Source organism: Tatumella sp. JGM130 (assembly GCF_018257525.1).
Classification (GTDB): Bacteria; Pseudomonadota; Gammaproteobacteria; order Enterobacterales; family Enterobacteriaceae; genus Tatumella; species Tatumella punctata.
In genome coordinates this window covers 21,128-46,967 of record NZ_JAERJS010000001.1, presented here as the reverse complement: position 1 = coordinate 46,967, position 25,840 = coordinate 21,128, and the positions used below count along the sequence as shown (strand labels likewise).

General features: G+C 53.4%; 16 protein-coding genes, 4 tRNA genes and 3 pseudogenes. 14 read left to right on the top strand and 9 right to left on the bottom strand.

The features are described from left to right. Window positions 1-30: 30 nt before the first annotated feature. The gene (gene rlmI / locus JK211_RS00210) at window positions 31-1,221 is read right to left on the bottom strand and encodes a 23S rRNA (cytosine(1962)-C(5))-methyltransferase RlmI (protein WP_212706658.1); all 1,191 of its coding nucleotides are present in this window, start codon (window positions 1,219-1,221) and stop codon (window positions 31-33) included. 97 nt (window positions 1,222-1,318) lie between these two features. Here rlmI and JK211_RS00205 point away from each other — a divergent pair, with 97 nt between their 5' ends. Next, window positions 1,319-1,585, top strand: coding sequence for an acylphosphatase (locus tag JK211_RS00205; protein WP_249213140.1), 267 nt, complete (start codon window positions 1,319-1,321; stop codon window positions 1,583-1,585). Window positions 1,586-1,594: 9 nt separating this feature from the next. On the opposite strand, the gene JK211_RS00200 is transcribed toward JK211_RS00205, so the two are convergent. Both JK211_RS00200 and yccA read right to left on the bottom strand, forming a co-directional pair. Continuing rightward, window positions 1,595-1,921 (bottom strand): TusE/DsrC/DsvC family sulfur relay protein, encoded by a 327-nt coding sequence (locus JK211_RS00200; protein WP_212706656.1) that lies wholly within the window; start codon window positions 1,919-1,921, stop codon window positions 1,595-1,597. Window positions 1,922-2,026: 105 nt separating this feature from the next. After that, a complete protein-coding gene (gene yccA / locus JK211_RS00195; RefSeq protein ID WP_212706655.1) occupies window positions 2,027-2,683 on the bottom strand; it encodes an FtsH protease modulator YccA in 657 nt (218 codons plus the stop codon). Window positions 2,684-2,908: 225 nt separating this feature from the next. Here yccA and JK211_RS00190 point away from each other — a divergent pair. Continuing rightward, window positions 2,909-2,996, top strand: a tRNA-Ser gene (locus JK211_RS00190). Window positions 2,997-3,264: 268 nt separating this feature from the next. After that, window positions 3,265-4,764, top strand: coding sequence for a bifunctional glucose-1-phosphatase/inositol phosphatase (gene agp, locus JK211_RS00185; RefSeq protein WP_212706654.1), 1,500 nt, complete (start codon window positions 3,265-3,267; stop codon window positions 4,762-4,764). A gap of 144 nt (window positions 4,765-4,908) precedes the next feature. Here the strand turns inward: agp and cycA are convergent, their stop codons facing one another. Both cycA and JK211_RS00175 read right to left on the bottom strand, forming a co-directional pair. Next, window positions 4,909-6,300 (bottom strand): D-serine/D-alanine/glycine transporter, encoded by a 1,392-nt coding sequence (gene cycA, locus JK211_RS00180; RefSeq protein WP_212706653.1) that lies wholly within the window; start codon window positions 6,298-6,300, stop codon window positions 4,909-4,911. Window positions 6,301-6,615: 315 nt separating this feature from the next. Next, window positions 6,616-6,840, bottom strand: coding sequence for a DUF2594 family protein (locus JK211_RS00175; protein WP_212706652.1), 225 nt, complete (start codon window positions 6,838-6,840; stop codon window positions 6,616-6,618). A 307-nt stretch (window positions 6,841-7,147) separates the two neighbouring features. Here JK211_RS00175 and JK211_RS00170 point away from each other — a divergent pair. The 6 genes and pseudogenes from JK211_RS00170 to JK211_RS00145 all read left to right on the top strand — a co-directional run. Next, window positions 7,148-7,300: pseudogene (locus tag JK211_RS00170) on the top strand (LuxR C-terminal-related transcriptional regulator); the annotation flags it as partial. After that, on the top strand, window positions 7,293-9,125 hold the full coding sequence (gene uvrC / locus JK211_RS00165; protein ID WP_212706650.1) for an excinuclease ABC subunit UvrC: 1,833 nt from the start codon (window positions 7,293-7,295) through the stop codon (window positions 9,123-9,125). The pseudogene JK211_RS00170 and the gene uvrC, both read left to right, overlap by 8 nt. A gap of 69 nt (window positions 9,126-9,194) precedes the next feature. Then, entirely contained in the window at window positions 9,195-9,743 is a 549-nt protein-coding gene (pgsA, locus tag JK211_RS00160) for a CDP-diacylglycerol--glycerol-3-phosphate 3-phosphatidyltransferase (RefSeq protein ID WP_212706649.1), read from the top strand. Between the two features lie 138 nt (window positions 9,744-9,881). Further along, window positions 9,882-9,957: transfer RNA gene (locus tag JK211_RS00155), tRNA-Gly, on the top strand. Window positions 9,958-10,661: 704 nt separating this feature from the next. Continuing rightward, window positions 10,662-10,735 (top strand) — tRNA-Cys (locus JK211_RS00150). A gap of 5 nt (window positions 10,736-10,740) precedes the next feature. Next, window positions 10,741-10,827 (top strand) — tRNA-Leu (locus tag JK211_RS00145). Window positions 10,828-10,957: 130 nt separating this feature from the next. Here the strand turns inward: JK211_RS00145 and nadS are convergent. From nadS to JK211_RS16855, 3 genes and pseudogenes are all read right to left on the bottom strand, one after another. Beyond that, a complete protein-coding gene (nadS, locus tag JK211_RS00140) occupies window positions 10,958-11,257 on the bottom strand; it encodes a NadS family protein (RefSeq protein ID WP_212706648.1) in 300 nt (99 codons plus the stop codon). Continuing rightward, on the bottom strand, window positions 11,257-11,568 hold the full coding sequence (locus JK211_RS00135) for a type II toxin-antitoxin system RelE/ParE family toxin (protein WP_212706647.1): 312 nt from the start codon (window positions 11,566-11,568) through the stop codon (window positions 11,257-11,259). Before JK211_RS00135 ends, nadS begins: the two co-directional genes overlap by 1 nt. A gap of 366 nt (window positions 11,569-11,934) precedes the next feature. Then, window positions 11,935-12,105: pseudogene (locus JK211_RS16855) on the bottom strand (hypothetical protein); the annotation flags it as partial. A gap of 1 nt (window position 12,106) precedes the next feature. On the opposite strand from JK211_RS16855, the pseudogene JK211_RS17035 reads away from it, so the two are divergent. Further along, a pseudogene (locus JK211_RS17035) lies at window positions 12,107-12,251 on the top strand (integrase); the annotation flags it as partial. Between the two features lie 416 nt (window positions 12,252-12,667). On the opposite strand, the gene JK211_RS00125 reads toward JK211_RS17035, so the two are convergent. Continuing rightward, window positions 12,668-13,153, bottom strand: a complete 486-nt coding sequence (locus JK211_RS00125) for a hypothetical protein (protein WP_212706645.1) — start codon at window positions 13,151-13,153, stop codon at window positions 12,668-12,670. A gap of 699 nt (window positions 13,154-13,852) precedes the next feature. Between JK211_RS00125 and JK211_RS00120 the strand changes: the two genes are divergently transcribed. The 4 genes from JK211_RS00120 to JK211_RS00110 are packed head-to-tail and all read left to right on the top strand — an operon-like array spanning window position 13,853 to window position 25,839. Beyond that, window positions 13,853-15,568: a ShlB/FhaC/HecB family hemolysin secretion/activation protein gene (locus JK211_RS00120; RefSeq protein WP_212706644.1), complete on the top strand. Its 1,716-nt coding sequence runs from the start codon at window positions 13,853-13,855 to the stop codon at window positions 15,566-15,568. Window positions 15,569-15,578: 10 nt separating this feature from the next. Continuing rightward, window positions 15,579-16,106 (top strand): toxin-activating lysine-acyltransferase, encoded by a 528-nt coding sequence (locus tag JK211_RS00115; protein ID WP_212706643.1) that lies wholly within the window; start codon window positions 15,579-15,581, stop codon window positions 16,104-16,106. 13 nt (window positions 16,107-16,119) lie between these two features. Continuing rightward, a complete protein-coding gene (locus tag JK211_RS16850) occupies window positions 16,120-16,824 on the top strand; it encodes a filamentous hemagglutinin N-terminal domain-containing protein (RefSeq protein ID WP_249213728.1) in 705 nt (234 codons plus the stop codon). A 33-nt stretch (window positions 16,825-16,857) separates the two neighbouring features. Beyond that, window positions 16,858-25,839, top strand: a complete 8,982-nt coding sequence (locus tag JK211_RS00110; protein WP_249213727.1) for a hemagglutinin repeat-containing protein — start codon at window positions 16,858-16,860, stop codon at window positions 25,837-25,839. Window position 25,840: the final 1 nt, after the last annotated feature.

The window sequence follows — 25,840 nt, the reverse complement described above, 5'->3', positions numbered from 1 at the left end:
AGATATAAGGGCAGTGTACTTTTTTTCAAGCTATTCGACGTAACAAACAAACCCTTTCAGGTATAACCCTTCAGGATAGCTCGAGATGACCGGATGATCGGCTGCCTGACGTAACTGGTCGACAAACTGTACGTTTTTTCCGGCATCAAGGGCGGCATCAGCAACCACTTTCTGAAACAGGTCAACCGTCATCAGTCCGGAACAGGAGAAGGTTAATAAAATCCCTCCGGGGTTCAGTAACTGCATGGCCAGCATATTGATATCTTTATAGCCACGGCATGCGCCTGCCAGCTGATTTTTATTTTCAACAAATTTGGGCGGATCCATGACAATAACATCGAATTTTTCGCCGGTATCGCGGTAGGTACGCAACAGTTTGAACACATCATCACGGATAAACTGTGCTTTACTCAGAGGCAGCTGATTCAGTTCCACGTTCTGTCGCGCAATATCCAGCGCTGCTTCCGAAGTATCAACACTGATAACTTCCTGACATCCCCCCATCAGGGCAGAGACTGCAAACCCGCCGGTATACGAAAAGCAGTTCAGGACACGGGCATTTTCGCTGTAACGGCGCAGAGCAAAGCGGCTGTCGCGCTGGTCAAGATAATATCCGGTTTTATGTCCTGCTTTTATATCTACCAGCAGTTTCATACCATGCTCAGAGATTGGTAACAGGGCAGGGGGTTGCTGGCCGGAAATCAATCCGTGACTTAATGGCAGACCTTCTTTCTTACGGACAGAAACATCAGAACGATCATATATTGAGCATTCAGGGAAGCAGTTTTGCAGAGCCGTAATAATGGCCGGACACTGGTATTCTGCCCCGGCAGACAATAACTGTACGACCAGATAGTCGGAAAATTTATCGATTGTCACACCCGGTAAGCCGTCAGACTCTCCGGCGATTAAGCGATAGCTGTCAAGGGAGTCAGCTTTTGCCAGCCACTGACGCCACTGGCCGGCTTTTCTGATCTTTTGCTCAAAGAAGGCGATATCAATAGTTTCATCAGCCTGCCAGCTCCATACTCTGGCGCGGATTTGTGACTGGGGGGACCAGGCTGCCTTTGCCAGCCAGCTGCCTTTATGGTCACAGACATCGACCGTCTCACCGGAAATGGCATTACCTTCAACACGGCTGATGGCGCCGGAGAAAACCCACGGATGGCGGCGTAACAGGGATTTTTCACGTCCCCTGGAAAGAATTAATCGGGCAGTCATAATATACAGTTACCAGAGAATAAAGGCGGTATTGTTAAGCGGATATCGGAAAATTGCAAACCGGAGAGTGAACCGCGGAGGAAACAGGATGCAGGTAATGTATAAAGTCAGAGTATCAGGCCGGGTACAGGGCGTATTTTTCCGTGGCAGTACCCGACAGCAGGCGATCAAATACAGGGTGTCTGGTTACGCCAAAAACCTTCCCGACGGCAGTGTGGAGATCCTGCTGGCAGGAGATGTCCGTGACGTTGACCATATACTGGCATGGATCTCGGCAGGGGGGCCTCCGGCAGCCAGCGTTGCTCATGTCGGGGTTCAGCAAATAACAACGGAGCAGCAAATCCGGGGATTTATAACTGGCTGAGTACCGGCTTTACAGGCACTTAGCCGGTTTGGGCAATCCGGCAATTTTGGTGGCTTGCTTCGCCGGCCCTTGCGGAAACAGCCTGAACAGATAACGGCTGTTACCTTTTTCTTCGCCAAACTCTCTGGCCATTGCTTTCACCAGCATACGTATTGCCGGAGAAGTGTTAAATTCCAGGTAAAAATCACGTACCAGGCGCACCACCTGCCAGTGGGCATCAGTCATAGTAATCTCTTCACCGGCAGCAATTTCTGCCGCCAGTTCAGCCGACCAGTCTGCAGGATGTTTCAGGTAACCTTCTGCGTCAGTTTCAATATCATTACCGGCAAACTTCACTTTTTATCCTCATTCTTAACCGGCAGGCAGTGTAGCAAAGAGTTAAGGGTGAAAAAATACCCGCATCAGCGGGTATTATTTGTCAGGACGGCGGAGAGGCGAGGATCAGTTACTGCGGGAAAGGCCTAACAGGCTCAGCAGACTGACAAAAATATTATACAGAGACACATACAGGCTGACTGTTGCACGGATATAGTTAGTTTCGCCGCCATGGATGATATTACTGGTTTCCCAGAGGATTGCGCCGGTCGAGAACAGAATAAACAGGGCACTCAGGGCCATTTGCAACGCCGGAAGATGCAGAAACAGGTTAGCCACCATACCGACCAGTAGCACCACAAAGCCCGCCATCATCATTCCGCCCAGGAAAGACATATCTTTTCGGGTAGTCAGAACATAGGCAGAGCAACAAAAAAATACCAGAGCAGTACCGCCTAACGCCAGAGCAATAACATCGCCCATGCCTGCTGCCAGGAAGCTGCTCAGAATCGGGCCGAGGCAATACCCGAGAAAACCGGTAAACGCAAATGCTGCCAGAATTCCCGCAGGTCTGTCAGCCAGGCGATAGGTAAGAAACATCAGTCCGTAAAAACCGGCCAGCATCAGAATAAATCCCGGAGCCGGAAGGGCCAGCAAAGTACTGGCGGTTGCTGTCACCGCGGAAAAAGCCAGAGTGAGGCCCAGCAGGAAATAGGTATTTCTCAACACCTTATGAGTGCTGAGTAAACTGCTGTTGCGACCAGAGGAAAGAATTCTGTCCATACAGACTCCTTAATAATTCAGAAATAATATTTTAATCACAGCAGAATACGCATCGCCCTGCTACGGATGAAGTCGTTTTACCCATCTTTACGTGCTGAATTGCTATTAAAACCAGCAATATGCTGAACTTGCCAGCATTCACCCATAAATTGGCTGTTTTTCAGGCGAATGGAGCTATCGGGGCTTTACAACATCGTGGGGGATGTTTATAGTGCGCCTCATTGCGGAGGGGTGGCCGAGCGGCTGAAGGCAGCGGTCTTGAAAACCGCCGATGGGAAACCATCCGAGAGTTCGAATCTCTCCTCCTCCGCCATATTTCAGAAGAAACCAGCTATCAGGCTGGTTTTTTTTCGTCGGTAGTCTCCTCCCTGAGCGCTTTTCCGCCAGTGGCGGGAACTTTACACGCACAGAAACAGTCTATTCTCACTAACGCTGGCAATGAAGTTTGCTATAGTGATGGAAATCTTTGCTCTGACAGACGTCGCCGGAGAAGAGTGAAAGGCGGCTGACAGCCTGTTGATCTGCAAGGAATCTGTCAGAGACAATAACCCGTGCCCCTCAGAATTCATGGATTAGTTACAATGATTAAAAAATTAAGCTTGTGCACTCTCGCGGTGCTGGCGGCATTACCTGTAAGTCTGAACGCTCTGGCGGAAGAAAATGGTATGCAACTGGAACAGGTTTTAATGCTGAGCCGTCATAACCTGCGGGCGCCGCTGGCGAATGGAGGCAGTATTCTTGAGCAGTCTGCCAGCCGGAGCTGGCCGCAATGGGATGTTGCCGGTGGTGAACTGACCACCCGTGGCGGAGTGCTTGAAGCTTACATGGGGAAATATACCCATGACTGGCTGGCCAGGCAGGGAGTAATTGATAAAAACCAGTGTCCGAACCCGGCGTCAGTATTTGTTTATGCTAACAGCCTGCAGCGTACTGTAGCCACAGCACAATTCTTTGTCAGTGGTGCTTTCCCCGGGTGTGATATTGCCATTACCCATCAGGATGCAATGGGTACCATGGATCCGGTATTTAATCCGGTGATCACTAACGGCAGTGCTGAATTTAAAAAGGCGGCAATTGAAGCGATGGTCGCCGCTGAGAAACAGCAGCAGTCGCAATTGCAGGGCGCTTACAGCCAGCTGAATAAAGTGGCTGATTTCGCGAACGCTCCCCTGTGTAAAGGTAAAGAAAAATGCAGCCCGGGAAGTATGGCCAATACTTTCAGCATCGAAAAAGGCAAGGAACCTTCGGTTGACGGGCCATTGAAAATCGGCAACGCGCTGGTTGATGCGTTCACGTTACAGTATTACCAGGGATTCCCGGCTGATCAGGTGGCATGGGGACAAATTAAAACCCCGGATCAATGGAAAGCCTTGTCTGAAATAAAAAATGCCTACCAGGATATTCTGTTCACTACACCACCGGTTGCCCATGATGTTGCTGCGCCGCTGGTTGACTATATACGCAGTCAGCTGATTGACCAGGATAAATCCAGCGCGCCGGTATTCACCTTTATGGTCGGGCACGATTCGAATATCGCATCATTACTGGCAGATCTGAAAGTGAAGCCTTACCAGTTACCGGGCCAGTATGAACAGACGCCGATTGGCGGACAGCTGGTATTTGAACGCTGGCATGATAAAAACAACAACAAAGATCTGTTGAAAATCGAATACGTTTATCAGAGCACTCAGCAATTGCGAGATGCGGAGCCGCTGAGTCTGAGTCATCCGCCGCAACGGGTGACTTTACAACTGGAAGGTTGTCCGACGGACAGCAACGGATACTGTGCCTGGTCCGATTTCGCGACTGTGCTGAATACCGCACTGCAGGGAACGGCTATGCAACCGCATATGGCAACTACTGACACTCCTGCAGCTGCGGGCCCGCAGCCGAAGGATGGAGCCGTAACCACGGCAGCCGGGACGGCTGCTTCTGCGCAACCCGCGGCAGAGAAACCGGCGAAACGCAGCGAGCCGGCACCAGCCCAGCGGACGTCCACAGAAGCTACTCACGCCTCAGGGGCAGAGGCCGGACAATCCCGGTCGGGTCACAGTCAGGATAGTGGCGGAGAAAAGCACTGATTTCCGGTGCAGCAATATCAGTCATCTGCTGACCGTACAGTGATATAAAAAGGCAGCCCCGCAAATCAAATAATGCGGGGCTGCCTTTTTTATCCAGTGGTAAGAACTAAGAACAGGGGACTGACCCTGTTCTTAATCGGGCACTTATGCAGCTTTACGTTTTTGCACCTGCCAGCCGATAGCCAGCACAATAAACCATAATGGCGTTACCATCAGTGCCTGACGGGTATCCGGCTGTAAGGTCAATAGCACTAAGACAAAAGCAAAAAATAGCAGGCATACCCAGCTCATTACTTTCCCTGCCGGCATTTTAAACTCTGAAATATTATGTAGTTGCGGCCTTGTTTTGCGGTAAACAAGGTAACTGCATAAAATGATCGACCAGACGAACATAAATAAAATAGCGGAAACAGTCGTCACCAGAGTAAATACGGTCATGACATTAGGGATCAGATAAATCAGGGCGATTCCTGCCAGCAGGCAGAGGCATGAAAATAGCAGACCACTGACCGGGACGGAGCGTGCTGACAGACGGGCAAACCTGCGATGAGCAACCCCTTGTTCCGCCAGACCAAATAGCATCCGGCTGGTGGAAAAAATACCACTATTGGCGGATGACGCTGCGGAGGTAAGCACGACGAAGTTCACAATACCGGCAGCCGCAGGTAAACCTGTAAGCACAAACATTTCGACAAACGGGCTGCGTGAAGGAACGACCAGGTCCCAGGGCGTCACTGCCATAATGACTAACAGAGAACAGACGTAGAACATAATGATACGTAACGGGATAGCGTTAATTGCCCGTGGCAGAACCTTTTGCGGATCGCGGGTTTCGGCGGCAGTCGTCCCCACCAGCTCAATACCGACAAACGCGAATACGGCAATCTGAAATCCGGCAAAGAAACCGCTCAGACCTTTCGGGAAAAAGCCGCCGTGGGACCAGATATTACTGACAGCCGCCCGGGTACCGTCCGGTGCGCTGTAGTGAATACCGGTTAAAACAATTCCTGTGGCGATCAGCGCAATAATGGCGACTATTTTGATAATAGCAAACCAGAACTCCATTTCGCCGAACAGTTTTACAGTCGCAATATTCAGGACCAGGAAAACGGCAATACAGAGTATGGCGCTCATCCAGACAGAGAATCCCGGCATCCAGAACTGCAAATATGACGTAATAGCAACAATGTCAGCAATACCGGTGACAACCCAGCAAAACCAGTATGTCCAGCCAGTAAAATAACCGGCCCACGGGCCGAGTAAGTCCGCTGCAAAATCGCTAAAGGATTTATATTCCATATTTGACAGTAATAATTCGCCCATCGCCCGCATAACGAAAAACAGCATAAAGCCGATCAGCATATAGACGAAAATTATCGATGGTCCGGCAAGACTGATGGTTTTTCCGGATCCCATAAATAATCCGGTGCCGATAGCGCCACCAATCGCTATCAATTGTATATGGCGATTATTTAAATTACGCCGCAGTTTTTGCGGATCCTCACCGGTCACATTATCCTGAGGTTGATGTGTCATGTTTTTATTTCCTGTGATTGTTTTTTCAGCTCTGTTGGCTGTTTTGTTGTTATCTGTCCGGACGATAGTCAGTATTTCGTAGCCAGTAAATGGCAGCGCCCTGACGGGGCCTGTTTACCTTGTACCACACTCTCTGCAACCGGAGGAATAACCAGCGTAACCGGCCATGCTAAGTGATGATTTTTCACCCGGTATTTCTGAAGGACAAGGGCAGCGGAGCATCTATGGCCGGGTGATACAGGCAGCCATAACAAACAGCAGCAGGTCAGAAGAGGGGAATGTTTCCTGCCTCAGGGGAGACAGGAAAACAGACTATTATTGCAAATAGCCCGCTTTAATCTGTTTCAGCGTGGTAATAAATAATTCGGTATCGGCGTCAGCATCCAGTGAAGCCAGATAACGTTCCATATTCAGGATCGCCTTACCTGCATCGACCTGGCTCATGGATTGCAAAATACAGGTTATCATCATCTTCAGACAGGTGACTTCACGGGATAATGCTTCAGGGTTTTTTTCTGTAGGAAATTCTACATAATTCATTGTTTCAGACTCCGTTAACCGGCAATACCTTGCCATAATGGCGTGGATTATAACAGAATCATGATGGGGGCATTAGCATTTTCCGCCTGACACAGAGGCCGGTATTGGCGGGGGAAGACCGGCGGGGAAATAACGGAAAACAGCGGATAGCCTGTATTTCTCGCGGGTATTATCCGGTAAAAGACAGAGAAGGTTCGGCAACTATTGCTATAATCAGAATTTGATAAGAGTCAAAAACGTAATGTCTCTCAACGGATCCCGGCGGCCTTTTATGTCAAACTGCCAGAAATAAACCCGGTTGTTTCTTCTCTCAATACAGTTGAACCTCAGCCCTGAAACAGTGAATAGTTACCGTTACCGTATGTTCAGTAAACTGAATATCAACGGCGATGCAGAGCTGGCACCTCTTGCCATACGTCACGGGCTGATTAATACGGATTTGGTGATAAGCAGTGAATGATATTTTTGACCCTGCAGATTTTCTTCGGACAGTGACCCACCAGCCGGGTGTATACCGTATGTACGGTACCGGTGATGAAGTTATCTATGTAGGTAAAGCGAAAGACCTTAAAAAACGACTGAGCAGTTACTTCCGCGCTCAGGTCCCGGGCCGGAAAACAGAGGCTCTGGTGGCGCATATTGTGCATATTGATGTCACCGTGACCCACAGTGAAACGGAAGCCTTACTGCTTGAACACAACTACATTAAACTATACCAGCCCCGCTATAATGTCTTGCTGCGGGATGATAAATCTTATCCTTTCATCCTGCTCAGTAATGATAAGCATCCACGGCTTGCATCCCACCGTGGTGCCAGACAGGCGAAAGGTGAATATTTTGGTCCTTTTCCTAATGGCAGTGCAGTGCGCGAAACCCTGGCCATTTTGCAGAAAGTCTTTCCTATCCGGCAATGTGAGAACAATGTTTATCGCAACCGGTCGCGTCCCTGTCTGCAATATCAGATAGGTCGCTGTCTGGGGCCCTGTGTCAGCGGGCTGGTCACGGAACAGGAATATCAGCAACAGACCGAATACGTCCGTTTATTCCTCGCGGGGAAAGATGATCAGGTATTGAAATTACTGATCAGTCGCATGGAGCAGGCAAGTGCAGAGCTAAAATTCGAAGAAGCAGCCCGGCTCCGTGACCAGATTCAGGCGGTCAGACAGATCACCGAAAAACAATTTGTATCAAACCAGGGGGATGACCTGGATGCTATCAGTATTGCTTTCGATTCAGGGATGGCCTGTGTCCATGTCCTGTTTATCCGTCAGGGGAAAGTACTGGGCAGCCGGAGTTATTTCCCTAAAGTGCCACCGGGTACTGAGCTTGCAGAAGTTGTGCAGACGTTTGTCGGTCAGTTTTATCTGCAGGGCAGTGAAGTCCGTACGTTACCGGGTGATATTCTGCTCGATTTTACCTTGCCTGAAATCAGTGTGCTGAGTGAATCTTTGTCAGAAATGGCGGGGCGTAAAATCAGCCTGCAAAGCAAACCCCGTGGTGACAGAGCACGGTATCTTAAGCTCGCCAGAACGAATGCGGCGACAGCACTGACGTCAAGACTGGCACAGCAGTCAACGGTCCATCAGCGGCTGGCTGCACTGGCCAGCTATCTTAGTCTGCCCGCAATTCGACGGATGGAATGTTTTGATATCAGCCATACTATGGGTGAACAAACGGTTGCATCCTGTGTTGTCTTTGATACCAATGGCCCGCTGCGTGCCGAATACCGGCGTTATAATATTACCGGCATTACACCGGGGGATGATTATGCGGCAATGAATCAGGTACTGCAGCGGCGTTACAGTAAAGCACTCGAGGCAAGTAAAATTCCTGATGTTATTGTGATTGATGGTGGTAAGGGGCAACTGGCTCAGGCGAAAGATGTTTTTGCGGGGCTGGAAGTCGACTGGGACAAAAACCACCCGCTATTACTGGGCGTGGCAAAGGGCAGTGACCGTAAAGCCGGGCTGGAAACCTTATTTCTCGATGCAGAAGGCGAGGGGATGTCATTACCTCCTGACTCACCGGCACTGCATGTTATTCAGCATATCCGTGATGAATCTCATAACCATGCGATCTCCGGACACCGTCTGAAACGGGCGAAAGTAAAATCGGCCAGCAGCCTGGAAGGCATTGAAGGGATCGGACCTAAACGTCGCCAGCAGTTACTGAAATATATGGGGGGCTTGCAGCCATTAAAAAATGCCACTGTTGATGAAATTGCCAGGGTTCCCGGGATTTCTGTGGCTCTGGCGGAAAAAATATTCCATTCTCTCAAACACTAGCATTGAAACAGCAGGGGCAATGTAGCAACATAGAGGCTATCGCTACCGTATCCAGGCTGTCAGTCCCCTATGCAATTTAACATACCGACCTATCTCACGCTGTTCAGGGTTGTTTTAATTCCCTTTTTTGTACTGGCGTTTTACCTGCCTTTTAGCTGGGCGCCGGTCTGCTGTGCGTTATTGTTCGTCCTTGCGGCGATTACTGACTGGTTTGATGGTTTTCTGGCGCGGCGCTGGAAACAAACCACTGCTTTTGGTGCATTTCTCGACCCGGTAGCAGATAAAGTTATGGTGGCAATTGCACTGGTGCTGGTGGCTGAATATTTTCACTCCTGGTGGATTACATTACCGGCTGCAACCATGATTGCACGGGAAATTATTATTTCTGCGCTGCGTGAATGGATGGCTGAAATAGGAAAACGTAGCAGTGTGGCAGTTTCATGGATTGGCAAAGTAAAGACAACCGCACAGATGCTGGCATTAGTTGCCTTGCTGTGGCGGCCTAACAGCAGTGTCGAGCTTGCCGGTATTCTGGCACTGTATATAGCGGCGGCATTAACTTTCTGGTCGATGTTCCAGTACCTGAGTGCGGCCCGCAAAGACTTGCTCGATCAGTAAGCAATGCGATGAAAATGACAGCAAATGATTGCTGTCATTGAAAAAATGGTTGACTGGTCTGTCGTGCTTAGTAGAATACAGCACATCAAAAAATTGTCCGGATACAGCTTATACGCTTTATCAGCGATGGATAATATTGCGGGAATAGCTCAGTTGGTAGAGCACGACCTTGCCAAGGTCGGGGTCGCGAGTTCGAGTCTCGTTTCCCGCTCCAGATTATATAATACCAGAGAGTCGATAAATTTCTGGTAAATGCCAAAACAGGACCGAAAGGTCCTGTTTTCGTTTTAGCCGCTGATGCTGTCCGCAGCCGGAATTGCCCCTGAATTTCTCTTCTCTGTCATTACCTTTCAGTTTTTGTACCGCTATCAATCGGCCAGTCCTGTCCGCGACAGTACCTTTTGGCCGCAGAATAAAACATAGCTGTTGAGAGTTATCATAGTCTGCGGGCTGAATATTGCGCTGATGGTGATGCTGTTAAGGACTGCATCGGCGGCCAGTGATTACGGTCGGGACTGGCAGGGTTGGTTTATACAGTATCACGACAGACCGCCTGACAGGCAGTGTAACGCGAAGGCGCGTACCGGCACGCGGTAGTGTCGGAATAAAAGTGATTCCTGAACGCGGGGGGATTGTTCACTGAACCGGCAGTGAGCGCGGGTAATTTAATCACTTTCATTTTCAGGTGTTTGCTCTCTGAACAGTTCGCTGAATTTTCAGTCACTCAAACGTTTTTCTCAGAAAAAAAAGCGTATTGCTCTTGCCAAGCATGGGGAACAAGTCCATAATAGCCGCCATTCCAGAGACAACAAGACATTAAGTCTTCGGAATCAAATAGTTAAGTCTGAATCTGATTTCAGATTAAAAGAATTAAAGATTATAGCGCAAAGTAACGTGTTGTAATTTAAAGAGTTAAAAGGCGCGTTGGCAGAGTGGCCATGCAGCGGATTGCAAATCCGCCTACCTCGGTTCGACTCCGGGACGCGCCTCCAGATTTGCCCGGGTGGTGAAATCGGTAGACACAAGGGATTTAAAATCCCTCGGCTGTATGGCTGTGCGGGTTCAAGTCCCGCCCCGGGCACCACTGATTCAAAATGAACAAAAATAAGCACTTATGTGCAATGTCGTTTAACCGCCGCAAGGCGGTTTTTTATTTTCTGCGGTTGTACGTTATTGTCAGGCAAAAAAACCAGCTTTAAGGCTGGTTTCTGTGGTTAGGGTATGTCCGGAGAAAGTGCCGGGATCACATGTTGTGGATCGCGTTCTATCGCTCTGAGCAATGCTTTTGCCGGTCCGGTGGGTTCGCGTCGTCCCTGTTCCCAGTTCTTTAGCGTATCAACATTTACTGAAATCAGTTTAGCGAACCCACTTTGTGAAAGACCTGTGGCTGTTCTGATAGCTTTGACCTTAACTGCGGTAACCATTGTTTCACGGGATGGTTCACGTGAACCATCAACAATTTCATTCATTTGCGCCATACTTTCTGTCAGGCGTTCAAACAGTTTTTTGTCCATTACCAGCTCTCGTTCAACGCCCTTAACAGACGTTTTTCTTCCTCAGATAAATCATCCCTGATGCCTTTTTTATAGATGAGTAGTAGCCTGATCTGTGATTCGGATACTTTATAGTAGTAAATTACCCGGACACCACCACGTTTACCTTTGCCTTTGGCCGCCCAACGTACCTTACGGAGGCCACCTGTATTTTGGATCACGTCTCCCCAGGCAGGGTTGTCTGCCATGAACTGCTGAAACTCACAATATTCATCATCGTTCAGTAGTTCCTTTACATCTTCGGTGAATATATGGGTTTCAATAAATAGCATAAGTATACGTCATTGGCGTATGGCGGCAGAGATGCTAGCACCTATAATCTATAAGTCAATGGTGTATAGTTCGGTGTGGGATTGCGCTTATAATAAAGTGGAAAAATTCAATAATCAGCTAAATTGAGTAGCTGTAAATAATATACAATTTAAAATAAATCATAATCTTATGCGTTTTAAACGCAGCATTGTAGTTTTTAAAACCAATCGGCTGTATGGCTGTGCGGGTTCAAGTCCCGCCCCGGGCACCACTGATTCAAAATGAACAAAAATAAGTACATATATGCAATGTCGTTTAACCGCCGCAAGGCGGTTTTTTGTTTTCTGCGATCCGCAGTGGCAGCAAAATGGCAGCAATGCGTTTTATCACCAATCCATTGATGTGACTTCTTCGCGATTATTAAAAGGGTTAAGTGCGACAACTGCATCAGGAGGATCTGCTGCAAAGTGGGCATATTTCATCGCCATTGTAATGTGACCGGGTACCAGCTGAATCAGCAGAGTATTCTCTCCCCGCATCATAAAATGACTGGCGAAGGCTGTCGCCTCTTTACTGGTCTCCAGCGGCCAATACAGCTTATATGATGTGAAAGCACAACCGGCCATGCCAGCATCCAGAGTACGAACGGTATGCCAAACTGACACCGGAGCGTATCCGCCAGACAGGGCAGGGTGTGACATAGTTGTTGATGCCGTGATAAAGACGCCGGTGAATTGGAAAAAATGACAGGCAACAGCGCATCCACCCGGTTATCTTCGGTGGTGTGGACCGCGGAACGGTAGCCGCGGTGATCGAATTTTTGGCCGTGATCATGACATATTTATCGGCTATGCAGAAACGGTAACGAAGAATCAGTCACCGGTTTTCGCCTGCTGTGACTGCGGATATTCTCTCGTCTTTGAACTCGTCTGATACAGCCCCGGTACATTTTTATGTGCCGGGGCTTGTTCATCTACGGAGGCAGTCATGTTACAAACCTGATGATTACCGTCTTAGATAAACATCACTGAGATATTTCGCCCCCAACAGGTCTTAAGAGCATTAGAAATGTGCAATCAAAAGACTGATAGCATAAGCCGAAACTCACACGTCAATTTATTACCGGTAAGTTTTTACTGTAGTACTGACTCGCCTGAACCGCTGCTCATTACCGACGCTGTACCCCGGTACGACTTCAAAAATACCAATAAACCGGTAAAGAGTTCTGTTATATTCATCTTTGGATTTAGCCATAACAATCCGGTATTCCCAATCATTCTTCCGGAAATCATCTGCCTCCTTTTTCTTTTCGATAATCAACAACCCGTCATCAGACAGTGAATTATCCCATGCGGCATTATCATCAAGTGTCGGAAACCAGACGCTTGAGTTATAAGGCAGTTCAATTACATCGCAGATTTCATCGGGGATCTTCCAGGCAGCCCGCTGGTAATGGCCCTTCTGGTAGCCAAAACAATTCAATGCATCCTTGTGTGTCCTGAACACAGCATTAGTCGATATATCAATATAGCCGGCTTTGATATGTGGTGTAGCAGTGTAGCGATCACTGTCAGTCCCTGCATTGAGTTTATCTCTGGACACCATGCTCTCCTTTTTGTCTTTTTATATATAGCAATAACATTTTCTATCATTGATTCAACTTTTTTCAGTCATTCCCCCATTTTTAACGAAGGCGATAAGCAGAATCAGTGTATACGCTGAATATACTGCATCAGTGTAAACCCATTCAGAACCCTATTCGGCCGTTGGTGATTATAAAACCATTATCATTTTCTCGCATATGCCTGCCCTTCGGGTCACACAAGTTCCTCTGAATTCAGGTGAGTAGAAACTCTGCTTATGAACACACCGCTTTTTCGGCGGATTACCGGTTGTCTGTGCATTGAAGAGGCCAGAAGAGGCGTCTCATTTTATCTGAGTGGTTATTACAACAGAATACGTCGCCACAGGTATAACAGCGGACTATCCCCGGTAGCCAAAGAAAAACGGATGCAAAACGGACTTCTGTCTGTGCCCTGAAAATATTGACCATACAGGGTGAGATCCCCTTTGAGGAACCGCTCTCCTGGCATGGCCGGCTGTGGAACGCTATTCGGTCATCGTGCGGCGATATTTTCAACCTGCGCGTTATCGGACAGGGTCTGAAGTACATCAGGTGCCACCCGGTGCCCATTACCGGGCAAAATTAAGTTGACCGTGGACAATTTCTGCGCATAATAATTGCATTTTATTACAATTGTTTTCTTTCTTTTTCGTTTATTTGTGTTTTGACAGGGAAAAGTCATGCGCTACTCTGCTTACTCTTCGCTCAGCCTTGCTGTGCGTAAGGTCTGTATTCCATGTGGCCCCGTTGTTTTGCCGCTGTTTATATTCAGCCAACCGTTGCTGGCAGCAACATCAAACAGTGAACAGCTGATCATACAGCAGCAGCGGCAAAAGGCGCTGGAGCAACAACTGATCCCCGCGACGCCTGATGTGCGTCTGTCACCACCGTCGTCCAGCGCTGGCCGCATTGCTTTCCCGGCAGAAAAACCTTGTTTCCCTATCGATCAGGTCGTATTGAGCGGCCAGGACAGGCTCCCCGATTGGCTGCCGTTGCAACGTATCGCCAGTCAGGCACAGGGCCGTTGCCTGGGCGGGCAGGGCATTAACCTGCTGATGAGCACCCTGCAAAACCGGCTGGTGGATCACGGCTATATCACCAGCCGCGTATTGGCACCGACGCAGGATCTGAAAAGCGGCCAACTGCGATTATTAGTGGTGCCAGGCTACGTGCGGCAGGTGAAACTGACGCCGGACAGCGGCCATTACATTCAGCCCTACAGCAGCATCCCGGCCCATGCGGGCAACCTGCTGGATCTGCGTGATATTGAACAGGGACTGGAAAACCTGCAACGCTTGCCGACGGTGCAGGCCAGTATGGAAATTATCCCCGGTGAACAGCCCGGCGAAAGCGACATTGCCCTGAGCTGGAAGCAGCAGCGCATGTGGCGTATTGGCGTCTCGCTGGATGATTCCGGCACCAGGAGTACCGGGCGTTATCAGGGCGGTTTGACCCTGTCGCTGGATAACCCGTTTTCGCTCAGTGATCTGTTCTATATCTCCGGCTCTGCCGATCTGCAAAACCAGGGCGGCAAGGGGTCGAAGAACATCACCGGGCACTATTCGGTGCCTTTCGGTTACTGGATGGCCGGCGTCACCGCCAACAGCTATGACTACCACCAGACCATTGCCGGGCAGAATCAGGACTACCGTTACCGCGGCAACAGCAGGAACCTGGATTTCCAACTCAGCCGGGTGCTGCACCGTAACGGCAGCCAGAAAACCATGCTGACCTATGACGTGCTGGCGCGCGAGTCCGGCAACTACATCAACGATACCGAAGTGGAAGTACAGCGCCGGCGTACCTCAGGATGGCGGCTGGGATTGCAGCACCGCCACTATATTCAACAAGCCACGCTGGACGCGGGTATCAGCTACCAGCGCGGTACCCGTTGGTTTGGCGCATTACCTGCGCCGGAAGAGACCTTTGGCGAGGCGACGGCACTCAGCAAAATTGTGCAGCTTAACGCCCGGCTCGACGTGCCATTCAGCCTGCTCAGCCAGAACTTCCGCTACAACGTGCAATACCAGCGTCAGATCAGCGATACGCCGCTGACGCCGCAGGACCAGTTCGCTATCGGCAACCGCTGGACGGTGCGCGGCTTTGATGGCGAGCGTACCCTGAACGCCAATCACGGCTGGTTCGTCCGTAACGATCTGGCCTGGCGTACGCCGTTACAGGGGCAGGAGTTGTATCTCGGTGCCGACTACGGCGAAGTGGGCGGCTACGGTTCAGACTATCTGGTTGGGCAGCATCTGGCCGGTGGCGTAGTGGGCCTGCGCGGCTATGCCTTCAGGGTCGGTTACGATCTGTTCGCCGGCGTGCCTTTCTCCAAACCCGGGGGATTCAGCACCAGCCCGGTCACTCTGGGTTTTAACCTTAGCTGGAACTACTGAGGACACGACCATGCGCATAGGCGAATATGATATCAGGGCGCCGTTGATCCTCGGCGGTGAAGACAGCGAGGCAGAAGCCTTTGGCGCGGCGGTATGGCTGTGGATGCATTCGCCGATGCACCGCGACGCCCCGTTGCACACTCTGCCGACACTTCTGCTGCCGATCATCAAGCGACAGCAATATGTGCTGGCGTCGCAGCGAAATCAGCCGGTATTTTTCCTCAGCTGGGCGTGGATGAATCAAGAGGCCGAGGCGCGTTATCTGACACAGCCTGCGGTTAACATGCTGGAAATTGACTGGAACAGCGGCGATCGCATGTGGTTTTGTGACTGGATAGCGCCTTTCGGGCATACGCGGGAAATGCGTAATCTAATCACGCGGGAAATCTTCCCGCACCTGTGCATGCGGGCGCTGTATCACCGCGGAGAGCAGCGTGGAAAGCGCGTGGTGAACTTTAAAGGCGCGCAGGTTAGCCATCATCAGGCGCAGCAATGGCGGGCAAGTCACCCGGTAGCCGTGGAGCTGTCAGAAATTTAATAAGGATATTGCCATGAACAAGGACAGGTATCGTATCGTTTTCAGCAAAGCGCGTGGCATGCTGGTGGTGGCGGCGGATATCGCCCGTTCCGGTCGTGCCGGATCTGCCCGCTCGTCTGGTCCGGGGCATACCCAGAGTCAGTGCATTGGCAGGATGAACGCCATCAGCTTTAGCCTGTTAATATCGCTGGGGGCTATCCAACCGGTGCAGGCGGCGATTATTGCCGACGGCAATGCGCCGGGCGGCCAGCAGCCGACCATCATCAACAGCGCCAACGGTACGCCACAGGTCAATATCCAGACGCCAGGCGCCGGCGGGGTTTCGCGCAATACCTATAGCCAGTTTGACGTCGACAAGCGGGGCGTGATCCTCAACAATTCCCATAAAATGACCCAAACTCAACAGGGTGGCTGGGTCGACGGTAACCCGTGGCTGGCGAAAGGCGAAGCCAGGATAATTCTCAACGAAGTCAATTCCCGCGACCCCAGCCGTCTGAACGGTTATATCGAGGTTGCCGGACAGCGTGCTCAGGTGGTAATCGCCAACCCGTCCGGCATTACCTGTAATGGCTGCGGCTTTATCAACGCCAGCCGCGCCACCCTGACCACAGGTCAGGCGCAGATCAACAACGGTAACCTGACCGGCTTTAACGTTGAGCGGGGTGAAGTGGTGGTTGAAGGCGCCGGTATGGACAGTTCGCGCCAGGATTACACTTAAATCATTGCGCGTTCGGCGAAGATCAATGCCGGATTGTGGGCTAACGATCTTAAGGTCACTACCGGACGCAACAAGGTGGATGCGGCGCATCAACAGATCGACAAACAAAGCGACGATCCTTCCACCCGCCCGCAGCTGGCGGTCGATGTGGCTAAACTGGGCGGCATGTACGCCGGTAAGATCCGCATGATCGGCACCGAAACCGGCGTCGGGGTGCGTAATGCCGGTAACATCGGTGCGCAGGCCGGTAGCGTGGTGGTCACCGCCGATGGCCGCATTGAAAACAGCGGTAAAATCAGTAGTGGCGGCGATACGCAGCTGGCCTCGAAGGGCGGTGTCAGCAACAGCGGCTCACTGTTCGCGGCGGGTCATACCGGCATCAGCAGCGGTGGCGAGGTGCAAAACAGCGGATCTATTGCGGCTGGCAATAATCTGCGGATACAGGCTGCCAGCCTGAACAGCAGCAAAGGCAGTACGCTGGCGGCCGGTGTGCAACAGGATGGCCGGCCAGGCGGCAGCGGCGAACTGGCGCTCACCACCAGTGGCAAACTGACTGCACAGGGGCTAAATCTGGCGGCAGGCAACCTGCGCGTGAACGGGCAGGGCGTGGATATCAGCGGCAGCCGTACCGCAGCGACTCAGGTCACGCTGCAAGCCGGGTCCGGCGATTTGTCCACGGCCAGTGCGCAGGTTACAGCCACGCAACAGCTCACCGCCAGCAGCGGCAAGCGGTTCAATAATGACGGTGGCAAGCTGGCGGCAAATACACTGGCGCTTAATGCGCATGACTTATCCAACCGCAAGGGGGAGATCACCCAGTCTGGCGAAGACAACCTCCGGTTGAACCCACAGGGCAAACTGGATAACGCCGGTGGCCGTATTGCCAGTAATGGCAATGACCTGACGCTGGACGCCGGTTCGATCGACAACCAGGGCGGGCAAATCATCCATGCGGGTAAAGGTGCGCTGGCGGTGAATACCGGTCGCTTGCAGGGCGATGGCGGCAAGCTGCTGTCCAACGGCCAGCTCAGCATGCAGGGCGGCGACTACGTGTTGGACGACGCTACCACTTCGGCGCAGCAGATCGCGCTGGATGCCGGCAGCCTGTCTAACCGCAACGGTCAACTGGTGCAGAGCGGTAAGAGTGAGATGCGCCTCAGCGTCAGTGAGGGGATTGATAACCAGGGCGGCCAACTGGCGGCCAATGGCAAGGTCGCGCTTAACGCCGCGCGGTTGAACAACCAGAGCGGCAAAGTGATTGCTGCGCAGGACGGCAGCCTGAAGGCGCAGGTCAGCGGCGCTATCGATAACCGCCAGGGGCAACTGGCGGCCAGCGGCGATACTCAGCTACGGGCGGACAGGCTGGATAACCGCAAGGGGCTGGTTTCTGCCGCGACGGGCAATGCTGAGGTCACGGCGCAACAGGCGCCGGATAACCGCGGCGGCCGTATTGAGGCCAGACAGGCTCTGCAACTGACGGGTACCGGGCTGGAGAATCAGGCCGGGCAGGTAGCGGGCGGCGCGCTTTCGCTGGCGCTGGGCAACGGGGCGCTGAATAACCTGCAGGGCGTCATCGCTGCCAGCGGCGATCTGAGCCTGAGCAGCGGTGCGCTGAACAATAACGCTGGTCTGCTGCAATCCGCGGGCAATATGAATATTGACACCCGGGACGCGGCGTTGAGTAACCGTCTGAGTGGTGAAAGCGGCGGTATTGTCAGCCAGGGGATGTTGACGATCCACAGCGGTGCGCTGGATAACAGCCAGGGCATTCTGGCCGGCAAGCAGCAGCTGAATATCGACAGTCTGGCACTGACCAACGACGGTGGACTGTTGCAGGCGGGCGGTGATGCGCGCATCGATACGCACGGACAGGCCCTGAGCAATCGTGACAGCGGCAGGCATGGTGGTATCAGCAGTCCGGGCAAACTGACGATCGCCAGCGGTGCTGTGGATAACCAGGCCGGTTTTATCGCCAGTTCGGGTGACCTGCAACTGTATAGCGAGCAACTGGATAATCGCCGCGGTACCCTGGCTTCAGAGAATCAGCTGTCGGCCACCGTCAGGGTGATCAATAACCAGGCCGGGGCGATCAAGTCCGGTCAGGATATGGGGCTGAATGCTGAAGACGTGCTGGATAACAGCAATACCGGGGTGATTGGCGCAGGTAAAAAACTGCAGCTGGACAGCGGCCATCTGCTGAACAATCAGGGCACGCTGGTCAGCGCCGATACGGCTAAGATTCATTTCAGCCTGCTGGAAAACCGGGGCGGCCAGTTGGCGGCACAGACGGCGCTGGAGCTGCACGGTAATAGCCTCAGTAACAATGACGGCGGCCTGATCCAGAGTGGTCAGGGGTTAGATCTAACGGTTGAACGGCTGACCAACGCCAACAGCGGCGACAAGGGCGGTATTACCAGCCAGGGGGCGATGAACCTCACGACCGGCGAGTTCGATAACGGCCAGGGCGTGGTGATTGCCGCTAAAGACTTGCAGATCGATGCCGAAACGCTGCTCAACGGTGGCGGAAAACTAGTGGCGCAGCAGAGATTGGTGCTGAATACCCCCGGCGCGGGCGGCCTGAATAACCAGGGGGGATTGGTGCAGTCGGGCACGGATATGTATGTCGATACCTACGGCCAGCGGCTGGATAACCAGAACGGTACCTTGTACAGCCCGGGTAAACTGCAGCTCAGCAGTGGCGACGTCAATAATCAGGGCGGTACGCTGGGAGCCAAAGGCGACTTCGCCCTGGCAGCGCTAAATCTGGACAATGCTAACGGCGGGCGGATTATTGGCGAACAGACGATCCGGCTGTCCAGCGTCAGTCTGGATAACCGCAACGGACAAATTCAGGCGGTCGGCAACCTGTTGCTGGACAGCGGGCGGGGGATTATCGACAACGCCCGGGGGCTGATCCGCAGCGGTGCCACTGCGACGCTCAATGCCCTGCAGTTGATCAATGACGACACCGGGGCGGAAAATAAAGGCCTGGAAGGCGAGGCCGTGGTGCTGAACACCGGCGCGATCAACAACCGTGGCGGCAGTATTCTGGCTAACCAACAGCTGACTATCACCAACGGCGGTCAGTTGGATAACAGCGCGGGTCAGCTGGCTGCCAGCGAAACCCTGCAGTTGCAGGGCACGGCGTTTAACCTGCTGAACACCGGCGGCATCGTCAAGGCTGGTAAGCTGCTGGACATTAACGCCACAGCGGTCGGCGGCGACGGGCAATTGTTGTCGCTGGGCGATATCAGCCTGGTCAGTGCCCGGGGCATCAATAACCGCGGTGAGATGATTGCCAACGGTAATTTCAACCTCACCACGCCGGGCGATGTGACTAACAGCGGCAAACTGCTGGCGGGCGCCAGGTTTGATCTGCGCGCCAGTCATCTGTTGAATGCCGCCAGCGGCGAGATTAACGCCGGGCAGGATTGGCTGACGGTCAACGGCACCCTGACCAACGATGGCCTGATTGATGGCAAACATACGTTGATCTACGCCGACATGCTGACCAACATCGGCACCGGCCGTATTTATGGTGATGCTATTGGCGTGCAAACCGTCACCTTTAACAACCTGGCGGAGAACGGCACTGCTGCCACGCTGGCCGGGCGCGAAAGGGTGGATATCGGCAGCCAAACGCTGAATAACGACCAGCATGGGTTAATTTACAGCGGCGGGGACATGGCGATTGGCGGCCAGCTTGACGCCAGTTACCTGGCTACCGGCCAGGCCGGTACCCTCAACAATCACAGTTCGACCCTGCAATCTGCGGGTAACATGGCGATTTCGGCCGGACAGATCAACAACATCAACGACCGCTTTACTACCGAACTGGTTACCGTTTCCACCGGAAAAATTACCGGGTATCAGCAATCGGCTGATCCGGTACGCTGGATGGCCGGAGAAGAGGGTGTGTTTGTTGACCGCAATTCAGCAGACTCGCTGTTGAACCTTAATACCCCTGGCAAAACCGGGTATGGGAATGACAGGTTCAGCCAATACGACTACAACCGCACGGTGCAGGAAACCCGGGTCAGGGAAAGCGAACCGGGCAAAATTATCGCGGGTAGCGATATGGCGATCAACACCGGGCATTTGCTGAACGATAAGAGCCAGGTGATCGCGGGCGGCACGCTGGCGATAAATGCCGGCAGCGTGGATAACGTGGCGGTGCCGGGCCAGCGCCTGACCACCGACGTCGGCGAAGTGACCAGTTACTACCGCATCAGGAAGAAGGGTAAAGATAAGCAGGGGCACAATACCACGGCCTATACGCCACCGACCACCATTCAGACCATTTCACTGAAGCCGGGCCAGCTGACTGACCATCAACAGGTGGCAGGTAACCCGATCGCCATTGCCCCGCTGACGCAGCAGGGCACCAATACCCCTATCGGCGCTGCCGGCGGGGTCAGTGCGGCAGTCAGCGGCAGTGATATTTCCGCCAGCCTGCAGACCATTGGCAGTGGCGCGCTGCCGGTGATCCCGGCCGTAGCGTTGCAGCCGGGCCAGCAGTTCGAAGTCGCCAACAGGGTCAATAGCCAGCAAGGCGACGCAGCGGACAGCGTGGTGCGCATTGTCGGGCCGGACACCCGTTTGCCGGACAACAGCCTGTTCATGACTAATCCGGCACCGGGCGGACAGTATCTGGTGGAGACCGATCCGCGTTTCACCAGCCAGAAAGCCTGGCTGGGCTCGGATTACATGATGGGTAAAGTGACTAACAATCCGGACAATATATTGAAGTGGCTGGGCGATGGTTACTACGAACAGCGGTTGATCCGCGAACAGGTAATCAACCTGACCGGGCAGCGCTATCTGGAGGGTTACAGCAACGACGAAGAGCAGTTTAAGGCACTGATGGATCAGGGGGGGGCCTTCAGTCAGCAATATAACCTGAAGGTGGGCGTAGCGCTGACGGCCGGACAGATGGGCTTACTGACCCGGGATATCGTTTGGCTGGTGAAGGCCAGCGTCACCTTGCCGGACGGCAGCCAGCAAGACGTCCTGGTGCCGCAAGTGTATGCCCGCATGCAACCGGGCGATCTGGACGGCTCCGGTGCGCTGATTGCCGGGCGTAACCTTAATCTCAATCTGGGCGAAGGCTTGTTCAACAGCGGCCATATCGCCGGGCGTGACGTGGTGAAACTGAGCGCCGCCAACATCACGAACATGGCGGGCCGCATTCAGGGGACCGACGCTGACCTGACTGCCCGCACCGACATTAACAATATCGGCGGGCTGATCCGGGGTAACAACTCGCTTCTGGCCAGCGCCGGGCGTGATATCAATACCATCAGCATAACCAGCACGGCACAGAGCATTCACGGTGACAACAGCTTCGAACGCACCAATATTGACAGCGTGGCTGGCATGTACGTGCAGGGAAGCGACGGCAAGCTGATACTGCAGGCCGGTCGCGACATCAGGCTGGATGCGGCTCAGGTGGTTAACCGCGGTGAGAATGGCCAGACCCTGCTGAGTGCCGGGCGCGATCTCACCCTGAATACGGTGACCACGGCCAGCCGCGATAACCTGATCTGGAATGGCGACAACAGCCTGAAACAGGGCAACAGCCAGCAGGCCGGCAGCGAAGTGGTGGGTAAAGGGGCGGTGACCCTCAATGCCGGGAACGATATCACTGCCCATGCCGCAACGGTTTCGGCCGGTGATGGACTGAATCTTAATGCCGGCCATAACATTAATCTTCTCAGCGGCGAGAACACCCTCGATCTGGACGAACGACACAAGGTGACCGGCGGTAACGGCCTGATGTCGAAAACCACTACCACCACCCGCGACATTCTGGAGCGCCAGAGCGTACAGGGGACTCTCCTGAGCGGCGACAGCATTAATGTGTTGGCGGGCAACGATTTACGGGTTCAGGGCAGCAGCGTGGCCGGGACTCAGGACGTGAAACTGCTGGCAGGGAACGATCTGAATATCACCGGTGCGACCGAAAGCAACAGTGAACTGCACCTCAGGCAGGAGAAAAAATCCGGCCTGATGAGCAGCGGTGGTATCGGCATCAGCTACGGCACCGAAAGCCTGAAAACCACGGAGACCGCGCAGGGGCTGACTAATCAGGGCAGCACCGTCGGTAGCGTAAACGGTAACCTCACCCTGGGGGCCGGTAATCATCTGGCGGTGACAGGCTCCGGGCTGGTGGCCGGCAAGGACATGGCGCTGACTGGCAGGAATGTGTCGGTGACACAGGCGCAGGATCAAAACAGCCAGACTCACAAGGTTGAACAGAAGAAATCCGGTCTGACGCTGGCACTGTCCGGCACGGTTGGCAGTGCACTGAATACTGCGGCAGAAACCTCGCAGCAGGCGAAACTCACCGGCGACAGTCGCCTGGCGGCATTGCAGGGTACCAGGGCGGCACTGAGCGGCATACAGGCGGTGCAGGCGGCGAGTTTGGCGCAAGCGCAGGGTGCCGATCCGGCCAATAACAATATGGCGGGGATCAGCATTTCCTATGGCACCCGGTCTTCCGCGTCCACCCAAAACAGCGGACAGAGCACCGCGCAGGGCAGCAGCCTGACGGCGGGCAACAACCTGAACATTACCGCCAGCGGCAACGGCGTGAAGGGCCAGTACGGCGACATCCTGGTGCAGGGCAGCCAGTTGCAGGCAGGCAAAGACGTCACCCTGAATGCCAGCCGCGACGTGAATCTGCTTTCCGCCAGCAACACCCGGTATCTGGACGGTAAAAACGAGAGCCAGGGCGGCACACTGGGCGCAGGTATCGGTGCCGGTTCCGGCGGTATCGGGCTGAGCGTTTCCGCCAGCGTCAACAAGGGCAAGGGTAACGAGAAGGGTAACGGCACCAGCCAGACCGAAACCACGGTTAATGCCGGTAATCAGGTCAGGATTACCAGCGGGCGCGATACCAGCCTGACAGGCGCACAGGTCACCGGCGAATCGGTCCGGGCTGACGTGGGCCGCAACCTGCTGCTGGAAAGCCAGCAGGACAGCGATCGTTACGCTTCCGGGCAGCAGAACGTCAGCACCGGTGGCAGCTTTACCTTCGGCTCGATGACCGGTTCGGGCAGCATCAGCCTGAGCAAAGACAAAATGCACAGCAATTACGACAGCGTGCAGGAACAGACGGGTATCTTCGCCGGCAAAGGCGGTTTTGATATCACCGTGGGCGAACAGACCCGGCTGAACGGTGCGGTTATCGGGTCGACGGCGACGGCAGAGAAGAATAAACTGGATACCGGCATGCTGGCGTTTAGTGATATCAACAACAGTGCTGCGTATAAAGTCGAACACCAGAGCGTGGGTATCAGCACGGGCGGTAGCGTGGGCGGTCAGTTCCCGGGGAACGTGACCAGCGGGCTGCTGGTGGGCGCGAACGGCAGCGGAAGCGACCGCTCGGCCACGAAGTCCGCGGTAAGCGCAGGCACGATAGTTATTCGCGATAAGGATAAGCAACAGCAGGATGTGGCCGGGCTGAGCCGTGACGTGGAGCATGCCAGCCAGACGCTGAGTCCCATCTTCGACAAGGAGAAACAGCAGAAACGGCTACAGCAGGCGCAGCTGATAGGGGAAATCGGCAGTCAGGCAGCGGATATCGCCCGGACGCAGGGCCAGACAGAAGCCACAAAAGCCGGTAAGGCAGAACTGGCTGCGAAAGGCGTCAAAGAGCCGGGCGCAAATGCCACGAAGGAAGATATCGCTGCGTACAACAAAACCCTGACGGAAAGCTCCGGCTACAAAACGGCCCAACAGAAATGGGGCACCGGCAGCGCCATCCGGCAGGGTATGCAGGCCGCGACGGCGGCGGTACAGGGGCTGGCGGGTGGCAATCTGGCGCAGGTGCTGGCCGGGGGGCTTAGTCCTTATGCGGCGGGGGTCATCAGGGAGATGACAACCAACGCGGATGGCAGCACCAGCGTTGCGGCAAACGCGATGGCGCATGCGGTATTGGGGGCGGTTGCAGCGAAGGTCAGTGATAATAGTGCATTAGCGGGGGCCGCCGGCGCGGCCAGCGGTGAGCTGATGGCGCGCTATATAGCGGAGACGCTTTACCCGGGAGTGAAACCGGAAAACCTGACGGAAGAGCAAAAACAGACCCTGAGCGTGCTGGGAACATTAGCCGCAGGGCTGGCCGGCGGACTGGCGGGGGAGGGCACCGGCGATGCCATAGCAGGTGCACAAAGCGGCAAGAATGCGGTTGAGAATAATCTGCTGGGTGCTACATCCTCAGACAAACTTGATAAAGCCATCGAAAAAATCAAACAGGGTGATAAATCTCTGGCCGCGGCCAGTGAGCTGATTAAGCTGGAAAATGCCGACAAACGCAGTGATGCGCTGGTCTCCAAATTCACCAAAGACCCTTCTCAGATGAGCAGTACTGAACGGGCTGAACTGGCGGGCTATCTGCGGGTTTATGCGGCTGAAATGGAGAAAGAATACGGCGCCACTGTCTCACAGGAACTGGTTAAAGGACTGTTATCGGGGCAGGATTATATAAAACGCCAACCTGACTCAGAGGCAATGTCTAAAGCGCAGAGTATTATGAACACCTGGGGCTACCATAAATCGAATGCGAGTATCGGTGATGCGCCGCTGATATTTGGTAGCAGTGTACTGGGCAATACCATCAGGGAAGGTATGGTGCTGAATGCGGCGATTGGTACGGGGGTGAATACGGGCGTTCAACTGAGCGGAAATGATGTGTTCAGTTATGTGGATGTGATTATGGCAGGAATAACGTCAGCTGCCACGACAGGAAAAAGCTGGCAGGCATCAGCAGTAATTAATATGGGTGGTGCGGCGATTGGGAGCGGGATTAAAGGGGAGAATCCGATTAACTCTATGGCTGGTGCAGGATTCGGTAGCGTGGCTGGAGGAATCGCTGGGAAGGTTGCATCAGAAGTCATAAAGCCAGTTGTTAAGGAGACAACATCTGAAGTAGCTGAAGCTGCTATTGGTTCCATTACATCTGAAGTGGCTGGTAATAAAGTTAAAGAGCAATTAGACCATGGGAGGAAAAAATAAT

Excerpts from the sequence above, each read along its gene's own strand:
- cycA (WP_212706653.1), bottom strand. The coding sequence starts at position 6,300 with ATGACACATCAACCTCAGGATAATGTGACCGGTGAGGATCCGCAAAAA.
- JK211_RS00120 (WP_212706644.1), top strand. The coding sequence starts at position 13,853 with ATGCGCTACTCTGCTTACTCTTCGCTCAGCCTTGCTGTGCGTAAGGTC.
- JK211_RS16850 (WP_249213728.1), top strand. The coding sequence starts at position 16,120 with ATGAACAAGGACAGGTATCGTATCGTTTTCAGCAAAGCGCGTGGCATG.
- rlmI (WP_212706658.1), bottom strand. The coding sequence starts at position 1,221 with ATGACTGCCCGATTAATTCTTTCCAGGGGACGTGAAAAATCCCTGTTA.
- yccA (WP_212706655.1), bottom strand. The coding sequence starts at position 2,683 with ATGGACAGAATTCTTTCCTCTGGTCGCAACAGCAGTTTACTCAGCACT.
- JK211_RS00115 (WP_212706643.1), top strand. The coding sequence starts at position 15,579 with ATGCGCATAGGCGAATATGATATCAGGGCGCCGTTGATCCTCGGCGGT.
- JK211_RS00135 (WP_212706647.1), bottom strand. The coding sequence starts at position 11,568 with ATGCTATTTATTGAAACCCATATATTCACCGAAGATGTAAAGGAACTA.
- nadS (WP_212706648.1), bottom strand. The coding sequence starts at position 11,257 with ATGGACAAAAAACTGTTTGAACGCCTGACAGAAAGTATGGCGCAAATG.
- agp (WP_212706654.1), top strand. The coding sequence starts at position 3,265 with ATGATTAAAAAATTAAGCTTGTGCACTCTCGCGGTGCTGGCGGCATTA.
- JK211_RS00205 (WP_249213140.1), top strand. The coding sequence starts at position 1,319 with ATGTATAAAGTCAGAGTATCAGGCCGGGTACAGGGCGTATTTTTCCGT.
- JK211_RS00125 (WP_212706645.1), bottom strand. The coding sequence starts at position 13,153 with ATGGTGTCCAGAGATAAACTCAATGCAGGGACTGACAGTGATCGCTAC.
- JK211_RS00175 (WP_212706652.1), bottom strand. The coding sequence starts at position 6,840 with ATGAATTATGTAGAATTTCCTACAGAAAAAAACCCTGAAGCATTATCC.
- pgsA (WP_212706649.1), top strand. The coding sequence starts at position 9,195 with ATGCAATTTAACATACCGACCTATCTCACGCTGTTCAGGGTTGTTTTA.